Annotated in this window: 14 protein-coding genes; 1 reads left to right on the top strand and 13 read right to left on the bottom strand. The window is 69.6% G+C overall.

The window, feature by feature from the left end; all coding sequences use genetic code 11:
- Positions 1 to 6: 6 nt before the first annotated feature.
- The gene (locus GAS53_RS21090) at positions 7 to 1,827 is read right to left on the bottom strand and encodes a TraR/DksA family transcriptional regulator (RefSeq protein WP_225859014.1); all 1,821 of its coding nucleotides are present in this window, start codon (positions 1,825 to 1,827) and stop codon (positions 7 to 9) included.
- Between the two features lie 629 nt (positions 1,828 to 2,456).
- On the opposite strand from GAS53_RS21090, the gene ileS reads away from it, so the two are divergent.
- A complete protein-coding gene (gene ileS / locus GAS53_RS21080; RefSeq protein ID WP_151479203.1) occupies positions 2,457 to 5,624 on the top strand; it encodes an isoleucine--tRNA ligase in 3,168 nt (1,055 codons plus the stop codon).
- 271 nt (positions 5,625 to 5,895) lie between these two features.
- Here the strand turns inward: ileS and GAS53_RS21075 are convergent, their stop codons facing one another.
- From GAS53_RS21075 to GAS53_RS21020, 12 genes are all read right to left on the bottom strand, one after another.
- Positions 5,896 to 7,062, bottom strand: a complete 1,167-nt coding sequence (locus tag GAS53_RS21075; protein WP_151479202.1) for a DivIVA domain-containing protein — start codon at positions 7,060 to 7,062, stop codon at positions 5,896 to 5,898.
- A 55-nt stretch (positions 7,063 to 7,117) separates the two neighbouring features.
- Entirely contained in the window at positions 7,118 to 7,402 is a 285-nt protein-coding gene (locus GAS53_RS21070; RefSeq protein WP_055612103.1) for a YggT family protein, read from the bottom strand.
- Positions 7,403 to 7,452: 50 nt separating this feature from the next.
- Positions 7,453 to 8,094: a cell division protein SepF gene (locus tag GAS53_RS21065; RefSeq protein WP_151479201.1), complete on the bottom strand. Its 642-nt coding sequence runs from the start codon at positions 8,092 to 8,094 to the stop codon at positions 7,453 to 7,455.
- 129 nt (positions 8,095 to 8,223) lie between these two features.
- Positions 8,224 to 8,958 (bottom strand): YggS family pyridoxal phosphate-dependent enzyme, encoded by a 735-nt coding sequence (locus GAS53_RS21060; protein WP_151479200.1) that lies wholly within the window; start codon positions 8,956 to 8,958, stop codon positions 8,224 to 8,226.
- 6 nt (positions 8,959 to 8,964) lie between these two features.
- Positions 8,965 to 9,702: a peptidoglycan editing factor PgeF gene (gene pgeF / locus GAS53_RS21055; RefSeq protein WP_151479199.1), complete on the bottom strand. Its 738-nt coding sequence runs from the start codon at positions 9,700 to 9,702 to the stop codon at positions 8,965 to 8,967.
- Positions 9,699 to 10,895 (bottom strand): cell division protein FtsZ, encoded by a 1,197-nt coding sequence (ftsZ, locus tag GAS53_RS21050; protein WP_151479198.1) that lies wholly within the window; start codon positions 10,893 to 10,895, stop codon positions 9,699 to 9,701. Before ftsZ ends, pgeF begins: the two co-directional genes overlap by 4 nt.
- Positions 10,896 to 11,170: 275 nt before the next feature.
- The gene (locus GAS53_RS21045) at positions 11,171 to 11,956 is read right to left on the bottom strand and encodes a cell division protein FtsQ/DivIB (protein ID WP_151479197.1); all 786 of its coding nucleotides are present in this window, start codon (positions 11,954 to 11,956) and stop codon (positions 11,171 to 11,173) included.
- Positions 11,957 to 11,979: 23 nt separating this feature from the next.
- Positions 11,980 to 13,068, bottom strand: a complete 1,089-nt coding sequence (gene murG / locus GAS53_RS21040; RefSeq protein WP_151479196.1) for an undecaprenyldiphospho-muramoylpentapeptide beta-N-acetylglucosaminyltransferase — start codon at positions 13,066 to 13,068, stop codon at positions 11,980 to 11,982.
- Between the two features lie 6 nt (positions 13,069 to 13,074).
- Complete coding sequence (gene ftsW, locus GAS53_RS21035) at positions 13,075 to 14,436, bottom strand: putative lipid II flippase FtsW (protein WP_192583211.1); 1,362 nt, start codon at positions 14,434 to 14,436, stop codon at positions 13,075 to 13,077.
- A 139-nt stretch (positions 14,437 to 14,575) separates the two neighbouring features.
- Positions 14,576 to 16,015 carry a UDP-N-acetylmuramoyl-L-alanine--D-glutamate ligase gene (murD, locus tag GAS53_RS21030; protein ID WP_151479194.1) on the bottom strand — a complete coding sequence of 480 codons (1,440 nt, stop codon included), beginning with the start codon at positions 16,013 to 16,015 and terminating at the stop codon, positions 14,576 to 14,578.
- A complete protein-coding gene (gene mraY, locus GAS53_RS21025; RefSeq protein WP_192583216.1) occupies positions 15,997 to 17,067 on the bottom strand; it encodes a phospho-N-acetylmuramoyl-pentapeptide-transferase in 1,071 nt (356 codons plus the stop codon). Before mraY ends, murD begins: the two co-directional genes overlap by 19 nt.
- A complete protein-coding gene (locus tag GAS53_RS21020) occupies positions 17,067 to 18,482 on the bottom strand; it encodes a UDP-N-acetylmuramoyl-tripeptide--D-alanyl-D-alanine ligase (protein ID WP_151479192.1) in 1,416 nt (471 codons plus the stop codon). The genes mraY and GAS53_RS21020 overlap by 1 nt, the downstream gene beginning before the upstream one ends.

Here is an 18,482-nt window from a genome sequence, read left to right as displayed (position 1 = left end):
GCCGGGTCAGTAGCGGCGCTCCTGCTTCTGCTTGCACTCCACGCACAGGGTGGCGCGCGGGAACGCCTGCATGCGTGCCTTGCCGATGGGGTTGCCGCAGTTCTCGCAGAGCCCGTACGTGCCCGCGTCCAGGCGTTCCAGGGCGCGCTCGGTCTGCTCCAGCATCTCCCGGGCGTTGGCCGCGAGCGCCATCTCGTGCTCGCGCGTGATGTTCTTGGTGCCGGTGTCCGCCTGGTCGTCGCCGGCGCCGTCTCCGGAGTCGCGCATCAGGCCCGCCAGGGACTCCTCGGAGTGTGTGATCTCGGCGCGCAGCCGCAGCGCCTCGGAGAGCAGCCCCGCGCGTGCCTCCGCGACCTCTTCCGGGGTCCAGGGGTCCTCACCGGGGCGTACCGCGAGCTCGCCCGGCTCCGCCGCGGCGACCCGCGCCTTGGGGACCGCGGTGGCCTTGTCCGCCGCCGTGGCCGTGCCAGGGGTCTTCTTCGCAACCACCGTCGTGGCTCCCGTCGTCTTCGCGGCCTCGGCCGCACCCTCGGCCGCGGAAGCGACCGCCTTCTTGGCCGTACGTGTGCCCTTCCTGCCCGCCTTCTTGGAGGGCCCTGTGACGGAAACGCCCGCCTCACCCGCCCTCTTCGCAGCGGCGGCGCTCTTCGCGGGGGCTCTTTTCGCGGCGCCCTTCTTGCCCCCGGCCGCCCTGTCATCCACGGCCTTCGCGCCGACCGCCTCAGAAGCCGCTGCCTCAGCAGCGACCGCGTTCGTACTGTCCGCCCGAGCGGCGGCCGTCTTCCCAGCCGCCTTCTTCCTGGAGGCGCCCTTGGTCCCGTCCTCCGTCCCAGAGGCAGCCCGCGCGCCGACCTTCTTCGCAGGAGCAGCCTTACCGGCCCCCTTCTCGGAAGAGGCCGCCTTCGCCCGCCCCCTCCCCGCCGCCACCGTCTTGGCGCCGGCCTTCTTCGCCGCACCACCCTTCGCGCCAGCCCCCTCGGTAGAGGCCGACTTCGCGCGAGCCCTCTCCGTAGACGCCGACTTGGCACCGACTTTCTTCGCAGAGACGGTCTTGGTACCGGCCTTCTCTGTAGACGCCGACTTCGCGCGAGCCCTCTTCGTAGAGCCGGTCCTCGCCCCGGCCTTCTCCCTGGGGGCCGACTTGACGGCCGCCTTCTCCGCAGAGGCTCTCTTCGAAGCAGCCTTCTTCGCGATCGCCCCCTCCGTAGAGGTCGTCTTCGCAGCAGCCTTCTTCGAAGCGGCAGTTTCCGCGACGGGCCTCCCTGCGGCAGCCGACTCCGCAGTCGCCGACTTTGCAGCGGCCGTTCCCGCCGCAGCCTTCTTCGTGGCGGCCGTACCCGCCGCACCCTTCTCCGTGGCAGCCGGCCTCGCGGCGGCCTTCTTCCCACCGGCCGTCTTCTTCACGGCCCTACCCGCGGCGGACCCCTTCCCCTCGGTGGCCGCCCTCGCCGTTCCCTTCTTCGTAGTGCTGGCTTTCGCCCCAGCCTTCTTCGAGGCGGCCGCCTTTCCACCCGCCGTCTTCGAAGTGGCCGTTTTCGCGCCAGCAGTCTTCTTGACGCCGGTCGTCCTCTTCGCCTCGCTCTTCCTCGCCGCCGTCTTCCTGGCACCAGTAGTTCCAGCAGCCCCACCGGTCCCACCTGCCCCGGCACCAGAACCACCCCCGGCGACAGCCCCCCGTACCGTCTTCACAGCCCTCGCCGTGCTCTTCGCGGCCCCCCGCGTGCTCTTCTTGCCGCTCACATCCTTGGCCGCCGCCCCGGCGCCACCAGCCGCCCCCATGGATCTGCCGGACGCCGACTGCTGTACGGCGGTCTTTTTCGCCACCATGGCCGCGGCCCCTTCACATATTGTGATCTTGCTCGCGAATCGTGCTGGGACGATAAATCGACTTGAGTCCCGCGGCAACGGGGCACGCCGCCCGATTCGCCCGCCCCGCGCGTACCGCGCGACGAGCCTGCAAGCGTTGTGCCCAGCTCCCCGCCGCGTAATCCGCCGAGCCGGCCGTCCCAGGAAGCGGACACCGCAGCCTCGCCATTCGGGTCAGTCCGCACACCTCCCCCGCGCCCCGCCGCCCCCGCGCCCGCGGGTCCCGGAAAACCGGTCGGCCGCTGTCGGTCGGGCGCCGTACACTGAACGGAGCGAAAAGCGTGGATGGGGACGAGTAGCGGCGTACGCAGCCCAGAGCGACCCGGGGACGGTGGAAGCCCGGGGGCGAGCGCGACGTGAAGATCACCCCGGAGCCGCCGAAAGAAAGCCGCAGCGAGCCAGCAGCGGCCGGTAGACCCGGCATCGCGACCCCAATGAGGGGGCTCACCGGCGCGTACCAGGCGGCGGAGGGCCAAGGAGGGTGGTACCGCGGGAGCGCGCCGCACACGGCGTACGTGGCAGCTACTACGTAGCAGCACAGGCTCTCGTCCCTCCGGACGGAAGGCAGAAAGTCCGCCGGAGGAAGCTCGTTGAATACGCAGCCGCAGTACCGCCAGGTGCCCGCCCAGGTCGACCTGCCCGCCCTCGAGCACGCCGTGCTCGACTTCTGGCGCGAGCAGAAGATCTTCGCCAAGACCTTGGAGCAGTCCGAGGGCCGCCCGGAGTGGGTGTTCTACGAGGGCCCGCCCACGGCCAACGGCATGCCCGGCGCCCACCACATCGAAGCCCGCGTCTTCAAGGACGTCTTCCCGCGCTTCCGCACCATGCGCGGCTACCACGTGGCCCGCAAGGCCGGCTGGGACTGTCACGGGCTCCCGGTGGAGCTGGCGGTCGAGAAGGAGCTCGGCTTCAACGGCAAGAAGGACATCGAGGCGTACGGCATCGCCGAGTTCAACGCCAAGTGCCGCGAGTCCGTGACCCGCCACACCGACGCCTTCGAAGAGCTCACGACCCGCATGGGTTACTGGACCGACCTGAACGACCCCTACCGCACCATGGACCCCGAGTACATCGAGTCCGTCTGGTGGTCGCTCAAGGAGATCTTCAACAAGGGCCTGCTCGTCCAGGACCACCGCGTCGCCCCCTGGTGCCCGCGCTGCGGTACGGGCCTGTCGGACCACGAGCTGGCCCAGGGCTACGAGACGGTCGTCGACCCCTCGGTGTACGTCCGTTTCCCGCTCACCTCCGGTCCGCTCGCGGGCGAGGCCGCGCTCCTGGTGTGGACGACGACTCCGTGGACGCTGGTCTCCAACACCGCGGTCGCCGCGCACGCCGAGGTCACCTACGTGGTCGCGACGAACGGCGAGGAGAAGCTCGTCGTCGCCGAGCCGCTCGTCGAGAAGGCGCTCGGCGAGGGCTGGGAGACCACCGGCCAGTCCTTCACGGGCGCCGAGATGGAGCGCTGGTCGTATCAACGTCCGTTCGAGCTCGTGGAGTTCCCCACGGACGTGCCGACGCACTACGTGGTGAACGCCGACTACGTGACGACCGAGGACGGTACGGGTCTGGTCCACCAGTCCCCCGCTTTCGGTGAGGACGACCTCAAGGTCTGCCGCGCGTACGGGCTGCCCGTCGTGAACCCCGTCCGCCCCGACGGCACCTTCGAAGAGGACGTCCCGCTCGTAGGCGGTGTCTTCTTCAAGAAGGCCGACGAAAAGCTCACGGAAGACCTCCAGAACCGCGGTCTGCTCTTCAGGCACATCCCGTACGAGCACAGCTACCCGCACTGCTGGCGCTGCCACACCGCGCTCCTCTACTACGCGCAGCCGTCCTGGTACATCCGCACCACGGCCATCAAGGACCGCCTCCTCCAGGAGAACGAGAAGACCAACTGGTTCCCGGACTCGGTCAAGAACGGCCGGTACGGCGACTGGCTGAACAACAACATCGACTGGGCCCTGTCCCGCAACCGCTACTGGGGCACCCCGCTGCCGATCTGGCGCTGTGAGGACGACCACCTCACCGTCGTCGGCTCCCGCGCGGAGCTCACCGAGCTGTCGGGCACGGACCGGTCGAACCTGGACCCGCACCGCCCGTTCATCGACGAGGTCACCTTCGCCTGCCCCCAGGACGGCTGCGGGCAGACCGCCACGCGCGTCCCGGAGGTCATCGACGCCTGGTACGACTCGGGTTCGATGCCGTTCGCGCAGTGGGGCTACCCGTACAAGAACAAGGACCTCTTCGAGAGCCGCTACCCGGCGCAGTTCATCTCGGAGGCCATCGACCAGACCCGCGGCTGGTTCTACACACTGATGGCGGTCGGCACGCTGGTCTTCGACAAGTCGTCGTACGAGAACGTGGTGTGCCTGGGCCACATCCTCGCCGAGGACGGCCGCAAGATGTCCAAGCACCTGGGCAACACCCTGCAGCCGATCCCGCTGATGGACCAGCACGGCGCGGACGCGGTGCGCTGGTTCATGGCGGCCGGCGGCTCCCCCTGGGCGGCCCGCCGCGTCGGCCACGGCACGATCCAGGAGGTCGTCCGCAAGACGCTCCTCACGTACTGGAACACGGTCGCTTTCCAGGCCCTGTACGCGCGCACGTCCAACTGGGCGCCCAGCGAGGCCGATCCGGCCCCGGCGGACCGCCCGGTCCTGGACCGCTGGCTGCTCTCCGAGCTGCACGCGCTCACCGACCAGGTGACGCAGGCCCTGGAGGCGTACGACACCCAGCGCGCCGGAAAGCTGCTCTCGGCGTTCGTCGACGACCTGTCCAACTGGTACGTACGCCGCTCCCGTCGCCGCTTCTGGCAGGGCGACAAGGCGGCGCTGCGCACCCTGCACGAGGTCGTCGAGACGGTCACGCGTCTGATGGCCCCGCTGACCCCGTTCATCACCGAGCGGGTCTGGCAGGACCTCGTGGTGCCGGTGACGCCGGGCGTCCCCGAGTCCGTACACCTGTCGTCCTGGCCGGAGGCGGACCTGTCCGTCATCGACCCGGAGCTGTCGAAGCAGATGGTGCTCGTACGCCGTCTCGTGGAGCTGGGCCGTGCCACGCGCGCGGAGTCGGGCGTCAAGACGCGTCAGCCGCTGTCCCGCGCGCTGGTCGCCGCGACCGGGTTCGAGTCCCTCGACCGTGAACTGCACGCGCAGATCACGGAGGAGCTGAACGTCTCCTCCCTGGCCTCCCTGAGCGAGGTCGGCGGCTCGCTGGTCGACACCACGGCCAAGGCCAACTTCCGCGCGCTGGGCAAGCGGTTCGGCAAGGGCGTCCAGGCGGTGGCCAAGGCTGTCGCCGAGGCCGACGCGGCCGCGCTGTCCCTGGCCCTGCGCGAGGGCACGGCGTCGGTGGAGGTCGACGGCGAGACCGTCACGCTCGCCCCGGACGAGGTGATCATCACGGAGACCCCGCGCGAGGGCTGGTCCGTCGCCTCGGACTCCGGCGCGACGGTCGCCCTCGACCTGGAGATCACCGAGGAGCTGCGTCAGGCGGGCCTGGCCCGTGACGCGATCCGCCTGATCCAGGAGGCCCGCAAGAACAGCGGCCTCGACGTGGCCGACCGGATCGCCCTGCGCTGGACGTCCACGGACCCGAAGGTCACCGCGGCGCTCACCGAGCACTCCGCCCTGATCTCCGACGAGGTCCTCGCCACGGCCTTCTTGAATGAGCACAGCGCCCAGGGCGAGGCGGACGACACGTACGGCAGCCCGTTCACGGACGAATCCCTGCCGCTGACGTTCCGCCTCCGCAAGGCGTAGCAAAGGTGCAGCGAAGGCCGTAGCAGCACCCTCGAAGGCCCGGGCCCGCCAAGGAATTTGGTGGGCCCGGGCCTTCGGCGTTGCGTGCCCGCGTACAGGTGCGCCCGCCCCCGAACACGTACAGCAGGACCGTTCCGAACACGTACAGCGAAAGCCGTCCCGACACCTGCAGCGAAAGCAGTCCCGCACCCGCACGGCAAAGGGCGGAGCCCCCGGAAATCCGGGGGCTCCGCCCTGAACGCTGCCGACGCCTAAGGCGTACCCGAGGCCGTCAGTTGTCGTCCTCGTCGATCAGGAAGCCACGCATCGGCGAGGGCGCCTGCTGCATGGGCGACGGGCCCTGCGGCCGGACCGGCGCCATCGGCTGGGTCATGGCCGGCGACATCTGCTGCTGGCCGCCGTAGGACGGAGCCGCGGGGGCCGGGCCGCCCATCTGGTTGCCACCGTAGGACGGCGCGCTCGCCCCGGCCGGAGCCATGGACGGGCTCGGCGACGACGGCAGCGACGCGGTCGCCGGCGTACGCGGCGGGGCCAGCGAGTCGTCGGCCTGGGTCTCCAGCTGACGCAGCTGCGACTCGAGGTAGGACTTCAGACGCGTCCGGTACTCGCGCTCGAAGCCGCGCAGGTCCTCGACCTTGCGCTCCAGCGTGGCGCGGGCGGACTCCAGGGAGCCCATCGCGACGCGGTGCTTCTCCTGGGCGTCCCGCTCAAGAGCGTCGGCCTTGGCACGGGCGTCGCGCTCAAGACCCTCGGCGCGGCTGCGGGCCTCGCCGACGATCTTGTTGGCCTCGGAACGGGCCTCGGCGATCGCCTGGTCGGCGGTCTGCTGAGCCAGCGAGAGCACCCGAGCGGCACTGTCGCCACCGGGGCCCTGACCGGGCTGCCCCATCTGCGGGCCGTGACCGCCCATGGGGCCACCCATGGGACCGCCCATCGGGCCGCCCATCTGCTGGGGCATCTGCTGCTGCATCTGACCCTGCATCGGGCCGGGACCCTGACCCATCGGGCCCTGGCCCATGGGACCCTGACCCATCGGGCCGGGACCCTGCTGGCCGCCCTGGGCGCTGGGGCCCGCGGGCAGCTGCGGTGCACCGCTCGGCAGCTGGGGCGGGCCACCCATGGGGCCACCCATCTGCTGCTGCGGCGGGCCCGATATGCCGGCGGGTACGGGAGAACCGGGACCGCGCATGCCCTGCGGCGGGCCCTGCTGCTGGTCCTGCTGTTCAGGCGGCTTGCGCATGCCCTGCTGTTGGTTCTGCGCGGCGGCGCGTGTGGCGGCGGCCAGCTTGGCGCGCAGGTCCTCGTTCTCGCGGAGCAGGCGGGTCAGTTCGGCTTCGACCTCGTCGAGGAAGGCATCGACCTCGTCCTCGTCATAGCCTTCTCGGAGGCGGACGGTCGTGAACTGCTTGTTCCGCACGTCCTCGGGGGTCAACGGCATCTCTTCACCTCAACGTAGTCGTCGGCATCGTCGGCGTTCGGCAAGACCGTATCGTTCACAGCCGGCTCACAACGGAGATCAGGATGTAGACGATGATCATCAGTACGAAGAAGGACAGGTCGAGCGCCACGCCCCCGAGACGCAACGGCGGGATGAACCGCCGCAGAAGCTTGAGCGGTGGATCAGTGACAGTGTAGGTGGCCTCCAGAACGACCACCATCGCCTTGCCGGGTTGCCATGAGCGGGCGAACTGGAAGACGTAGTCCATGACCAACCGGAAGATCAGCACGATGAGGAAACACATCAGCGCGACGTAGAGAACCTGCGCAACCACGCTCATGATCGGTGCTTCCCTCTCCCCTGTTTCCGTGCCTTGTCCGGTCCTGCGTCTCAGCTCTGGTTGAAGAACCCGCCCTCTGCGATGCGAGCCTTGTCCTCCGCCGTGACATCGACGTTAGCAGGCGACAACAGGAACACCTTCTGCGTCACCCGCTCGATGCTCCCGTGAAGACCAAACACCAAACCGGCCGCAAAGTCGACAAGTCGCTTGGCGTCTGTGTCATCCATCTCAGTCAGATTCATGATCACCGGGGTGCCCTCACGGAAGTGTTCCCCGATGGTACGGGCCTCGTTGTAGGTCCGGGGGTGCAGTGTGGTGATCCTGTACGGCTCTCGTTCCGACACGACCTTGGGCATGATCACCGGTGCGTTCTTCTCCAGGCTTTGACGTTCTTGTGTGATGGACGCCACGGGCGCGATTCGCGCCGGACGCCCCGATTCCGCGGACAGCGAAGCGGAATGTGGCACGGGATCGCGTTGCACGGGCGGCTGCACCACTCGCACCGATTCGTCCCGTTGGGACTGGTGCGGCTGGTGCGACTGATGCGACGGCTCGTGCCGTCGGCGGTCCCGCTCGGGCTCCGGGTCAAGTTCGGGCTCGAAGTCGTCGTCGGGGTCGAAACCCCTGCCGTCGTACCCATCGTCCTCCACGAGGCCGAGGTAGACCGCCATCTTGCGCATCGCGCCGGCCATGCTCTGAGTCCTCCGCTCTGTGGTGGATCGGCTGACTGTTGCCAAGTGCCCGCGATCCACGAGGTCGTTATGCCCGCCTATCAGCGGTAATGACCATATTTTCTGCTGTGGTCCGACTTCTTGGCGACGTTACCCGAGCCTGGGGCGGACTCCGAGTACCGCAGTGCCGACGCGCACATGTGTCGCTCCGGCTGCCACGGCCTGTTCGAGGTCCGCACTCATCCCTGCCGAGACCATGTTCGCAGCCGGATGGGCGCGGCGCAGGTCAGTCGACAAATCCATCAGCCGCTCGAACGCCGCCAGTTCACGCCCCGCGTACGGTCCGGTGAGCGGAGCGACGGTCATGAGTCCGTCGAGCCTCAGCCCCGGGGCCCGCGCGACGATTTCGCCCAACTCCTCGATGCCGCCGGGCTCTACACCACCGCGCTCCCCGCGTCCACCGCTTCCCGCCACAGGTTCTGCGGCGTCGAGCGCGACCTGGATGAGGCAGCCCACCTCGCGCTCCTGCCGCACCGCCTCCTTGGACAGAGCGGTGACGAGCCGGGCCCGGTCGACGGACTGCACGACATTCGCATAACCGACCACGGAGCGCACCTTGTTGGTCTGCAACTGACCGACAAAGTGCCACGAGAGGGGCAGATCCGAGCAGGCCGCGGCCTTGGGTGCCGCGTCCTGATCGCGGTTCTCGGCGACGTGGCGCACACCGAGTTCCGACAGGATCCGCACATCGTCGGCGGGGTAGGTCTTGGTGACCACGATCAGGGTCACCTCTTCGCGCTTGCGTCCGGCAGCCACGCACGCCGCCGTGATGCGCTCTTCCACTTTCGCCAGATTTCCGGCGAGTTGAGCCTTACGGTCCGTCATGCCCCATCAGTCCAGCCACACATAGCCCGCGAGCCGACCCGTGGTGCGGTCGCGGCGGTACGAGAAGTGGTCGCCCGACTCGAGCGTGCACACCGGCGACTGGGCCCGGTCGCACACCCCGAGCCTTTCCAGTTGCGCGTGCACCCCGGCCGTCACGTCGACCGCGGGCGTGCCCCAACTGGTCTCGGCGTACGCCGCGGGCTCGACGGCCGCGACCTCGGCGCGCATCGCGTCCGGCACTTCGTAGCAGCGACCGCAGACGGCGGGTCCGGTACGGGCGACGATCCGGGCGGGCTCGGCGCCGAGTTCGGCCATGGCCGCGACGGCGGCGGGGACGACCCCGGCGATCATGCCGGGCCGTCCCGCGTGGGCGGCGGCCGCGACTCCGGCGACGGGGTCGGCGAGCAGGACCGGCGTGCAGTCGGCGGTGAGCACGGCGAGGGCAAGGCCCCGGCGCGCGGTGACCACGGCGTCGACCTGCGGCACCGGGCGGTCTCCCCACGGCTCGTCGACCACGGTGACCTCCGGCCCGTGCACCTGGTTCATCCAGACGACCAGGTCCGGGTCGAGGCCGAGCGACTTGGCGGCCAGCTCCCGGTTGGTCCGTACGGCGTCGGGGTCGTCGCCGACCGCTCCGCCGAGGTTGAGCTCCTCGTACGGAACGGCGCTCACCCCGCCCCACCGGTCGGTGAAGGCGAAGTGCGCGCCGCCCGCTGTGCTCGTTTCGGAGCGCTTTCCTATCACTTGAGGAAGTCCGGCACGTCCAGCTCTTCGGCCGCGCTGTCGGAGTAGCTCCGCGACGGCGGGACCGGCGGGGAGGACTGGGGCAGTTCGTTGCTCACCGGCTCCGGGGCGGGCTCCGGAGCCTCCTTCGGCGTGACGCTGCCGAGCGAGCCGAAGGACGGGCGGCTGTCGTTGGAACGCGCCGGCGTGGGCTCGTCGCGCTTGGCGGAGGACGAGCCGAGGACGTTGTCCCGCTTGGACGGGGGCTGTCCGCCGTCGAAGCCGGCCGCGATGACGGTGACCCGGACCTCGTCGCCGAGCGCGTCGTCGATGACCGCGCCGAAGATGATGTTGGCCTCGGGGTGCGCGGCCTCGCTCACCAGCTGGGCGGCTTCGTTGATCTCGAACAGGCCGAGGTCGGAGCCGCCGGAGATGGAGAGCAGAACGCCCCGGGCGCCGTCGATGGACGCCTCCAGGAGCGGCGAGGAGATCGCCATCTCGGCGGCGGCCACCGCGCGGTCGTCGCCGCGGGCCGAGCCGATGCCCATGAGGGCCGAACCGGCCTCGGACATCACGGACTTGACGTCGGCGAAGTCGAGGTTGATCAGACCGGGCGTGGTGATGAGGTCGGTGATGCCCTGGACACCGGAGAGCAGGACCTGGTCCGCCGACTTGAAGGCGTCGAGGACGGAGACCTGGCGGTCCGAGATGGACAGCAGCCGGTCGTTCGGGATGACGATGAGGGTGTCGACCTCTTCGCGGAGTTCCGCGATGCCGTCCTCGGCCTGGTTGGCGCGACGCCGGCCCTCGAAGGTGAACGGTCGGGTGACCACGCCGATGGTGAGCGCGCCGAGCGTGCGGGCGATGTTGGCCACGACGGGTGCGCCGCCGGTGCCGGTGCCGCCGCCTTCACCGGCCGTCACGAAGACCATGTCGGCCCCCTTGAGGACCTCCTCGATCTCCTCGCGGTGGTCCTCGGCGGCCTTCCGGCCGACGGCCGGGTTGGCTCCGGCGCCGAGTCCGCGGGTGAGTTCGCGGCCGACGTCGAGCTTGACGTCGGCGTCGCTCATCAACAGCGCCTGGGCGTCGGTGTTGATGGCGATGAACTCGACACCCTTGAGACCGACCTCGATCATCCGGTTGATGGCATTGACACCACCGCCGCCGACACCGATGACTTTGATGACTGCGAGGTAGTTCTGCGGTGCTGCCACGTCGAAGGCCTCTCGCCTCGAGTTACGTGTCGCCGCCTCGCACTCTCGCGATCCGACGACTGATGCCGAATGGGACGGTCCGAACGCCGACCCGAACCCTAACGCTGAAGTTTAGGGTTACCAGTGTGTCTGTTCCTTGGACTCTTCCGAACAGGACACTAAGTCGACAAGTGGCGCACGTTCAACGAACACGCCGAACCTCCCGTTTTTCTTTTCACCCTATGTGATCAGCCATAGCGCTGCCCAACCAGGGTGCTGGCCTGCGCGGATGTGCGTCAACTCCCCGCTGACGCAGGGGCGGTGGGAACGCTGACGTCGAAGTGCCGCGCCTCCGGAGCGGCTTTCATGAGAGCGGTGAGCGTACGGGCCTTGGCGCGGCCCTTCTCGCCACTCCCCCACGCGACGGTGCGGTCACCGCTCAACTCCAGCGAGATGGAGTCGTATGAACGGACCTTGACGATCCGGGTGTCGCGCGCGACGGCGGCCGGAAGCGAACCCGCGACACGTACCGCCTCGCGCACCAGCCGGCCGGTGCCGAAGCGGCGCAGACCCGCGGACGGGGACACATCCAATTCCAGCGCGGGCACGCCCTTCGGGGCGCGCGAAACCGTGGCATATCGCACGCCCTTGGCGTCCACTTCGACGAACTTTCCGCCCTTTTCTGCGATGAGAACCGGAGTACGTTCGGTCACTTTCAGTCCGATTCCATGGGGCCAGGAACGGACGACATCAACCGAGTCAATTCGGGGCAATTTCCGCCGCAGTCTTGCCTCAATCACATCGGTGTCGACGGAAATCAACGGCGATCCGACCGGCACGTCGGCCGCCTCGACGACCTGGGCGGGCGTCAGAACCCGCGTCCCCGAAGCCGTTACGCGCTCCACGCGCAGCCACTGGGAGCCGTAGAACACCCAGACGCCGCCCGCCCCGAGCAGGGTGAGGCAGACGAGCACAATGACGAGCGTACGCGGCTTCGGCAGCCTCTTGAGGAGGGGTGGCCGGGGCGGGCCGGAGTCCAGGTGCTGACGTTCGCCGCGTTCGGCGGTGGTCGGTCCGGCCACGCTCCCCTGCCTTCTGCCACGCGCTAACGGCGTGACGCGATCGCCTCGTACACCATCCCGACGAGCAGGTCGTCGGCGTCCCGGCGGCCGAACTCGGCGGCGGCGCGGGACATCTCGAACAGCCGGTGCGGATCGGCGAGCACGGGCAGGACGTTGGCCTGCACCCACTGCGGTGTCAGTTCCGCGTCGTCGACCAGCAGTCCGCCGCCGGCCTTGACCACCGGCTGGGCGTTCAGCCGCTGTTCGCCGTTGCCGATCGGCAGCGGGACATAGGCGGCGGGGAGCCCGACGGCGGAGAGTTCGGCGACGGTCATCGCGCCGGCACGGCAGAGCATCATGTCGGCCGCGGCGTACGCGAGGTCCATCCGGTCCACGTACGGTACCGGGATGTACGGGGGCATCCCCGGCATCTGGTGGACCTGCGGCAGTTCGTTCTTCGGGCCGACCGCGTGCAGGATCTGGATGCCGGCCTGCTGGAGGTACGGGGCGGCCTGCTCGACCACCTCGTTGAGGCGGCGGGCGCCCTGTGAGCCGCCGGAGACCAGCAGGGTCGGCAGGGCGGGGTCGAGCCTGAACGCGGCGCGGGCCTCGGGGCGCATGGCGGCCCGGTCGAGGGTGGCGATGGAGCGGCGCAGCGGGATGCCGATGTAGCGGGCGCCACGGAGCTTGCTGTCCGGGGTGGAGACGGCGACCTGGGCCGCGTACCGCGAACCGATCTTGTTGGCGAGGCCCGGCCGGGCGTTGGCCTCGTGGACGATGATCGGGACGCCGAGGCGCTTGGCCGCGAGGTACGCGGGCAGGGCGACATAGCCGCCGAAGCCGACGACGGCGTCCGCCTTGGTGCGCTCCAGGATCTGCTCGGCCGCCTTGATCGTGCCGCGCAGCCGTCCCGGGACGGTGATCAGCTCGGGGGTGGGTTTGCGTGGCAGCGGTACCGCGGGGATCAGCGCGAGGTCATAGCCCCGCTCGGGTACGAGTCGGGTCTCGAGTCCGCGCTCCGTGCCCAGGGCCGTGATTCCCACGGTCGGGTCCTGCCTGCGCAGGGCGTCCGCGAGGGCGAGCGCGGGCTCGATGTGGCCGGCGGTCCCCCCGCCGGCGAGTACGACATGCACCGAAATTCACCGCTCTCCGGACGAACGCGCCGAGGCACGCCGTCGCATCGTGTTCCACTTCCGAGGGCCCCGATCAGCCACAGAGCCTCTCACCGCAGCCCGCTTTCTGCCAAAGCGGGGCTGCCGCATCGCAAGCGCCGCCCGCGCAGCGGGATCCTCTCGCGCGAAGGCGATCAGCAGCCCGATGGCGAACATGGTCGGAAGCAGGGCGGAACCCCCGTAGGAGAACAGCGGGAGCGGGACTCCGGCGATCGGCAGCAGGCCGAGCACCGCACCGATGTTGATCACGGCCTGGGCCGTGATCCAGGTGGTCACGCCTCCCGCGGCGTACCTCACGAAGGGGTCCTCCGTGCGTCCGGCCACGCGGATGCCCGCATAGCCTAGAGCCGCGAAGAGTGCGAGCACCGACAGCGTCCCCGCGAGGCCCAGTTCCTCACCGGTGATCGCGAAGATGAAGTCCGTGTGTGCTTCGGGCAGTTGCCCCCATTTTTCCACACTGGCGCCGAGGCCCGATCCGAAGAGCCCGCCGGAGGCGAGGGCGTAGATGCCGTGCACGGCCTGCCAGCAGGTGTCGCCGGGGCCCGGCTCGGTGGCGCCGAGGCAGGCGAGGCGCGCCATGCGGTTCGGGCTGGTCTTGATGAGGATGACGCCGATGGTCGCGGCGACGGCGAGCACGCCCCCGAAGAGCCGGGTCGGCGCCCCCGCGAGCCACAGCAGCCCGAACAGGATCGCGGTGAGGATGATCGCCGTGCCCATGTCGCCGCCGAGCATGATCAGTCCGAGCAGCATGAAGGCGACCGGCACGAGCGGCACCAGCATGTGCTTCCACTGGGTCAGCAGCCGCTTGTCCTGTTTGCGGGCGAGCAGATCGGCTCCCCAGAGGACGAGCGCGAGCTTGCCGAACTCGCTGGGCTGCAGCTGGAAGGGGCCACCGACCGAGATCCAGTTCTGGTTGCCGTTGACCGCGACTCCTATCCCCGGCACCTGGACGAGGATCATCAGGAAGACCGAGCCCAGCAGCATCGGATACGCCAGCGCCCGGTGCAGCTTGGACGGCATCCGCGAGGCCGCGAGCAGCAGCAGACTGCCGAGCACGGCCGCGAGGAACTGCTTGCGGAAGAAGTACGACCCCGGCAGCGACAGCTGCAGCGCGGTGATCTGCGAGGCCGAGTACACCATCACCAGACCGAGCACGGTGATCAGCAGGCTGCCGCCGAGGATCAGGTAGTACGCGGTGAGCGGACGGTCCCAGGCACGGCGTGCACGGGTGTAGAGGCGGCGTACGGGGTTGTCGCGCGGGGTACGCGGCGCAGCGGGCCGTTTGGCGGCCCGCTGGGCGGGAGGACGCCCGGTGCGGCTACTGGGCATCGGCGGCACCTGCCACAGGGTGGGAGGGTCGGCACAGTGCCGTGCCACCGGCGGAAAGCCGCCGACGAAGCCCCAGCCGGATCCGTGTCACGCGTCCCTCCCAGGTGTGCCCGGCGCCGCCAGGCAAGGCGGACCCGGGTCAGCCGTCTACGGCGCCGAGTTCGCGAACCGCGTCCGCGAAAGCGTCACCGCGCTTGTTGTAGTTGGTGAACATGTCCATGGACGCACAGGCCGGCGCCAGCAGAACAGTGTCCCCCGGCTCGGAGAGCCGTGCGGCCTCACGAACCGCCGTGAGCATCGCCCCAGTGTCGGTCCGGTCGAGGTCGACGACCGGCACTTCCGGCGCGTGTCGCGCGAGCGCTTCCCGGATGCGGGCCCGGTCCGCGCCGAACAGGACGACACCGCGAAGTCGCTTTGCCGACTTGGCGACCAGCTCGTCGAAGGTCGCGCCCTTGGCGAGCCCGCCCGCGATCCACACGATCGACTCGTACGCCGCCAAAGAGGCTTCCGCCGCATGCGTGTTGGTGGCCTTGGAGTCGTCGATGTACGTGACACCGTCCACGTCGGCCACGTGCTCGATGCGGTGGGCGTCGGGCCGGAACGCGCGCAGCCCGTCCCGTACGGCCGCGGCGGGCACCCCGAAGGCGCGGGCCAGGGCCGCCGCCGCGAGGGCGTTGGCGATGTTGTGCGGGGCGGGCGGGTTGACGTCCGCGATCTCGGCGAGCTCCTGGGCCTGCTTGTGCCGGTCCTCCACGAAGGCGCGGTCGACCAGGATGCCCTCCACGACGCCGAGTTGGGACGGTCCGGGCGTTCCGAGTGTGAAGCCGACCGCCCGGCAGCCCTCCTCGACGTCCGCCTGGCGCACCAGGTCCTCGGTGGCCTTGTCGGCCACGTTGTAGACGCAGGCGACCCGATTGCCCTCGTAGATACGGCCCTTGTCGGCGACGTACGCCTCCATGGAGCCGTGCCAGTCGAGGTGGTCGGGTGCGAGGTTCAGGACGACGGCGGAGTGGGCGCGCAGGGAGGGCGCCCAGTGGAGCTGGTAGCTGGACAGCTCGACGGCGAGGACGTCGTAGGCGTTGTCGCCTTCCTGGACGACGTCGATGATCGGCGTGCCGATGTTGCCCACCGCGGCCGTGCGAAGGCCCGCGGCACCCAGGATCGAGGCGAGCATCTGCGTCGTGGTGGTCTTGCCGTTGGTGCCCGTGATGCCGAGCCAGGGGGCCGCGTCGGGGCCGCGCAGGCGCCAGGCGATCTCCACGTCTCCGACGACGTCCACGCCCGCCTCGGCGGCGGCCAGGAAGAGGGGGCTGCCCGGCTTCCAGCCCGGCGAGGTGACCACGAGGTCGGTGCCTTCGGGAAACGTCTCGGCGTCCGCGAGGCGTACCGAAATCCCTTGCTGCTCAAGGGAGGCGGCCCGCTCCCGGTGTGCCTCCGAGGACCCCCCGTCGACGACGGTGACCGACGCGCCGAGGCCGGCCAGGGCGCGGGCGGCGCTGATGCCGCTCACGCCGAGACCGGCGACGGTGATGTTCATGCTCTGCCAGTCGAACTCAGTCGTCACTTCTTGGCTGCCCATCCCGCGTAGAAGAGACCGAGACCGACGATCACGCACATGCCCTGGATGATCCAGAAGCGGACCACCACAAGGACTTCGGACCACCCCTTGAGTTCGAAGTGGTGCTGCAGCGGTGCCATGCGGAAGACGCGCTTGCCGGTGAGGCGGAACGAGCCGACCTGGATGACGACCGACATGGTGATGAGGACGAAGAGACCGCCGAGCAGCGCGACCAGCAGCTCGGTGCGGGAGCAGATGGCGAGACCGGCCAGCGCGCCGCCGAGCGCGAGGGAACCGGTGTCCCCCATGAAGATCTTGGCGGGCGAGGTGTTCCACCACAGGAAGCCGAAGCAGGCGCCCATCAGGGCCGCGGCGACGACGGCGAGGTCGAGTGGATCTCGTACTTCGTAACAGGCGGCCGGGTTGGTCAGGGTCTGCGCGTTGGCGCAGGACTCCTGGAACTGCCAGACGCCGATGAACGTGTACGCGCCGAAGACCATCACGGAGGCGCCGGTGGCGAGGCCGTCGAGACCGTCCGTCAGGTTCACGCCGTTCGACATCGCGAGGATCATGAACAGCGCCCAGACCACGAACAGCACCGGGCCGATGGACCAGCCGAAGTCCTGCACGAAGGAGAGCTTGGTGGAGGCCGGGGTGTTGTTGCGGTTGTCCGCGAACTGCAGCGAGAGCACCGCGAAGGAGACACCGACGATCAGCTGTCCGGCCATCTTCGCCTTGGCCCGCAGACCGAGCGACCGCCGCTTGACGATCTTGATGTAGTCGTCGAGGAATCCGACCAGACCCATGCCCGCCATGAGACCGAGCACCAGCAGTCCGGAGAACGTCGGCGGCTTGCCGGTGATCACCTTGCTCAGGAAGTACGCGATGATCGTCGCGAGGATGAAGGCGATACCACCCATGGTCGGGGTACCGCGCTTGCTGTGGTGCTCCCGCGGGCCGTCGTCGCGGATGTACTGGCCGTAGCCCTTCCGCGCCAGGAGCTTGATCAGCAGCGGGGTGCCGACCAGCGTCAGGAAGAGGCCGATGACGCCCGCGAACAGGATCTGGTTCATCATCGGGCGGCAACCTCACCCTCGGCACCGCTGTCGAGCAGCGCCAGCGCCACCCGTTCGAGCCCGACCGACCGGGACGCCTTCACGAGTACGACGTCTCCCGGGCGCAATTGACTGCGCAACAGGTCGATCGCCGACTGTGCGTCGGACACGTGCACCGACTCCTCACCCCACGAACCCTCGTTATATGCGCCCAGTTGCAGCCAGGACGCTTCCCTGCCCCCGACCGCGACGAGCTTGCTGACGTTGAGCCGGACGGCGAGCCGTCCGACCGCGTCGTGCTCGGCGAGCGCCTCGTCCCCGAGCTCGGCCATCTGACCGAGCACCGCCCAGGTCCGCCGCCCCTTGCCCATGGCCACGAGCGCGCGCAGGGCGGCTCGCATGGACTCGGGGTTCGCGTTGTAGGCGTCGTTGACGACCGTCACGCCGTCCGGGCGCTCGGTGACCTCCATCCGCCAGCGGGAGAGGGTGCCCGCCTCGGAGAGCGCGGTGGCGATCTCGTCTGCGGACATGCCCAGCTCATGGGCGACGGCGGCCGCGGCGAGCGCGTTCGACACGTGGTGCTCACCGTACAGGCGCATGGTCACTTCGCTGCACCCGGAGGGTGTGTGAAGGCTGAACGAGGGCTGTCCGCTCTCCGTGAGCCGCACGTTCTCGGCCCGTACGTCCGCTTCGCCGGACTCTCCGAAGAGGATCACGCGTGCCTTCGTACGCGAGGCCATGGCCCGTACGAGGGGGTCGTCGGCGTTCAGGATCGCTGCGCCGCCGGCATCCGCCGAGGGGAGCCCCTCCACCAACTCGCCCTTGGCCTGGGCGATTTGTTCGCGGCCGCCGAACTCGCCGATGTGGGCGGTGCCCACGTTCAGGACGAGGCCGATCTTCGGGGGCGTCAGATCCGTGAGGTAGCGGATGTGGCCGAGGCCGCGGGCGCCCATCTCCAGGACGAGGAACCGGGTCTCCTCGGTGGCGCTGAGCGCGGTGAGCGGCAGCCCGATCTCGTTGTTGAGCGAGCCCGGCGTGTAGACCGTCGGCGCCTTGCGCTGGAGCACCTGCGCGATCAGGTCCTTGGTGCTGGTCTTGCCCGCGGAGCCGGTGAGGGCCACGAGGGTCGCGCCGAGCCGTTCGACGACGTGTCGCGCGAGGGCGCCGAGGGCCGCCTGGACGTCGTCCACGACGATCGCGGGGACTCCCACGGGCCGGGCGGCCAGGACGGCCGCCGCGCCCGCCGCGACGACGTCCGCGGCGTAGTCGTGGCCGTCCACGCGCTCGCCCGCGAAGGCGACGAACAGGCTGCCTGGCTCCACCTCACGGGAGTCTCTGACGACCCGTCCGGTGACCTGGACCGACGGATCCGGTATGTCGTGTGTCTGCCCGCCGACGACTGAGGCGATCTCGGCGAGAGAGAGGGCGATCAC

Source organism: Streptomyces albicerus (assembly GCF_008905045.1).
GTDB classification, from domain to species: Bacteria; Actinomycetota; Actinomycetes; order Streptomycetales; family Streptomycetaceae; genus Streptomyces; species Streptomyces albicerus.
This window is presented reverse-complemented; position numbering and strand designations above follow the sequence as displayed.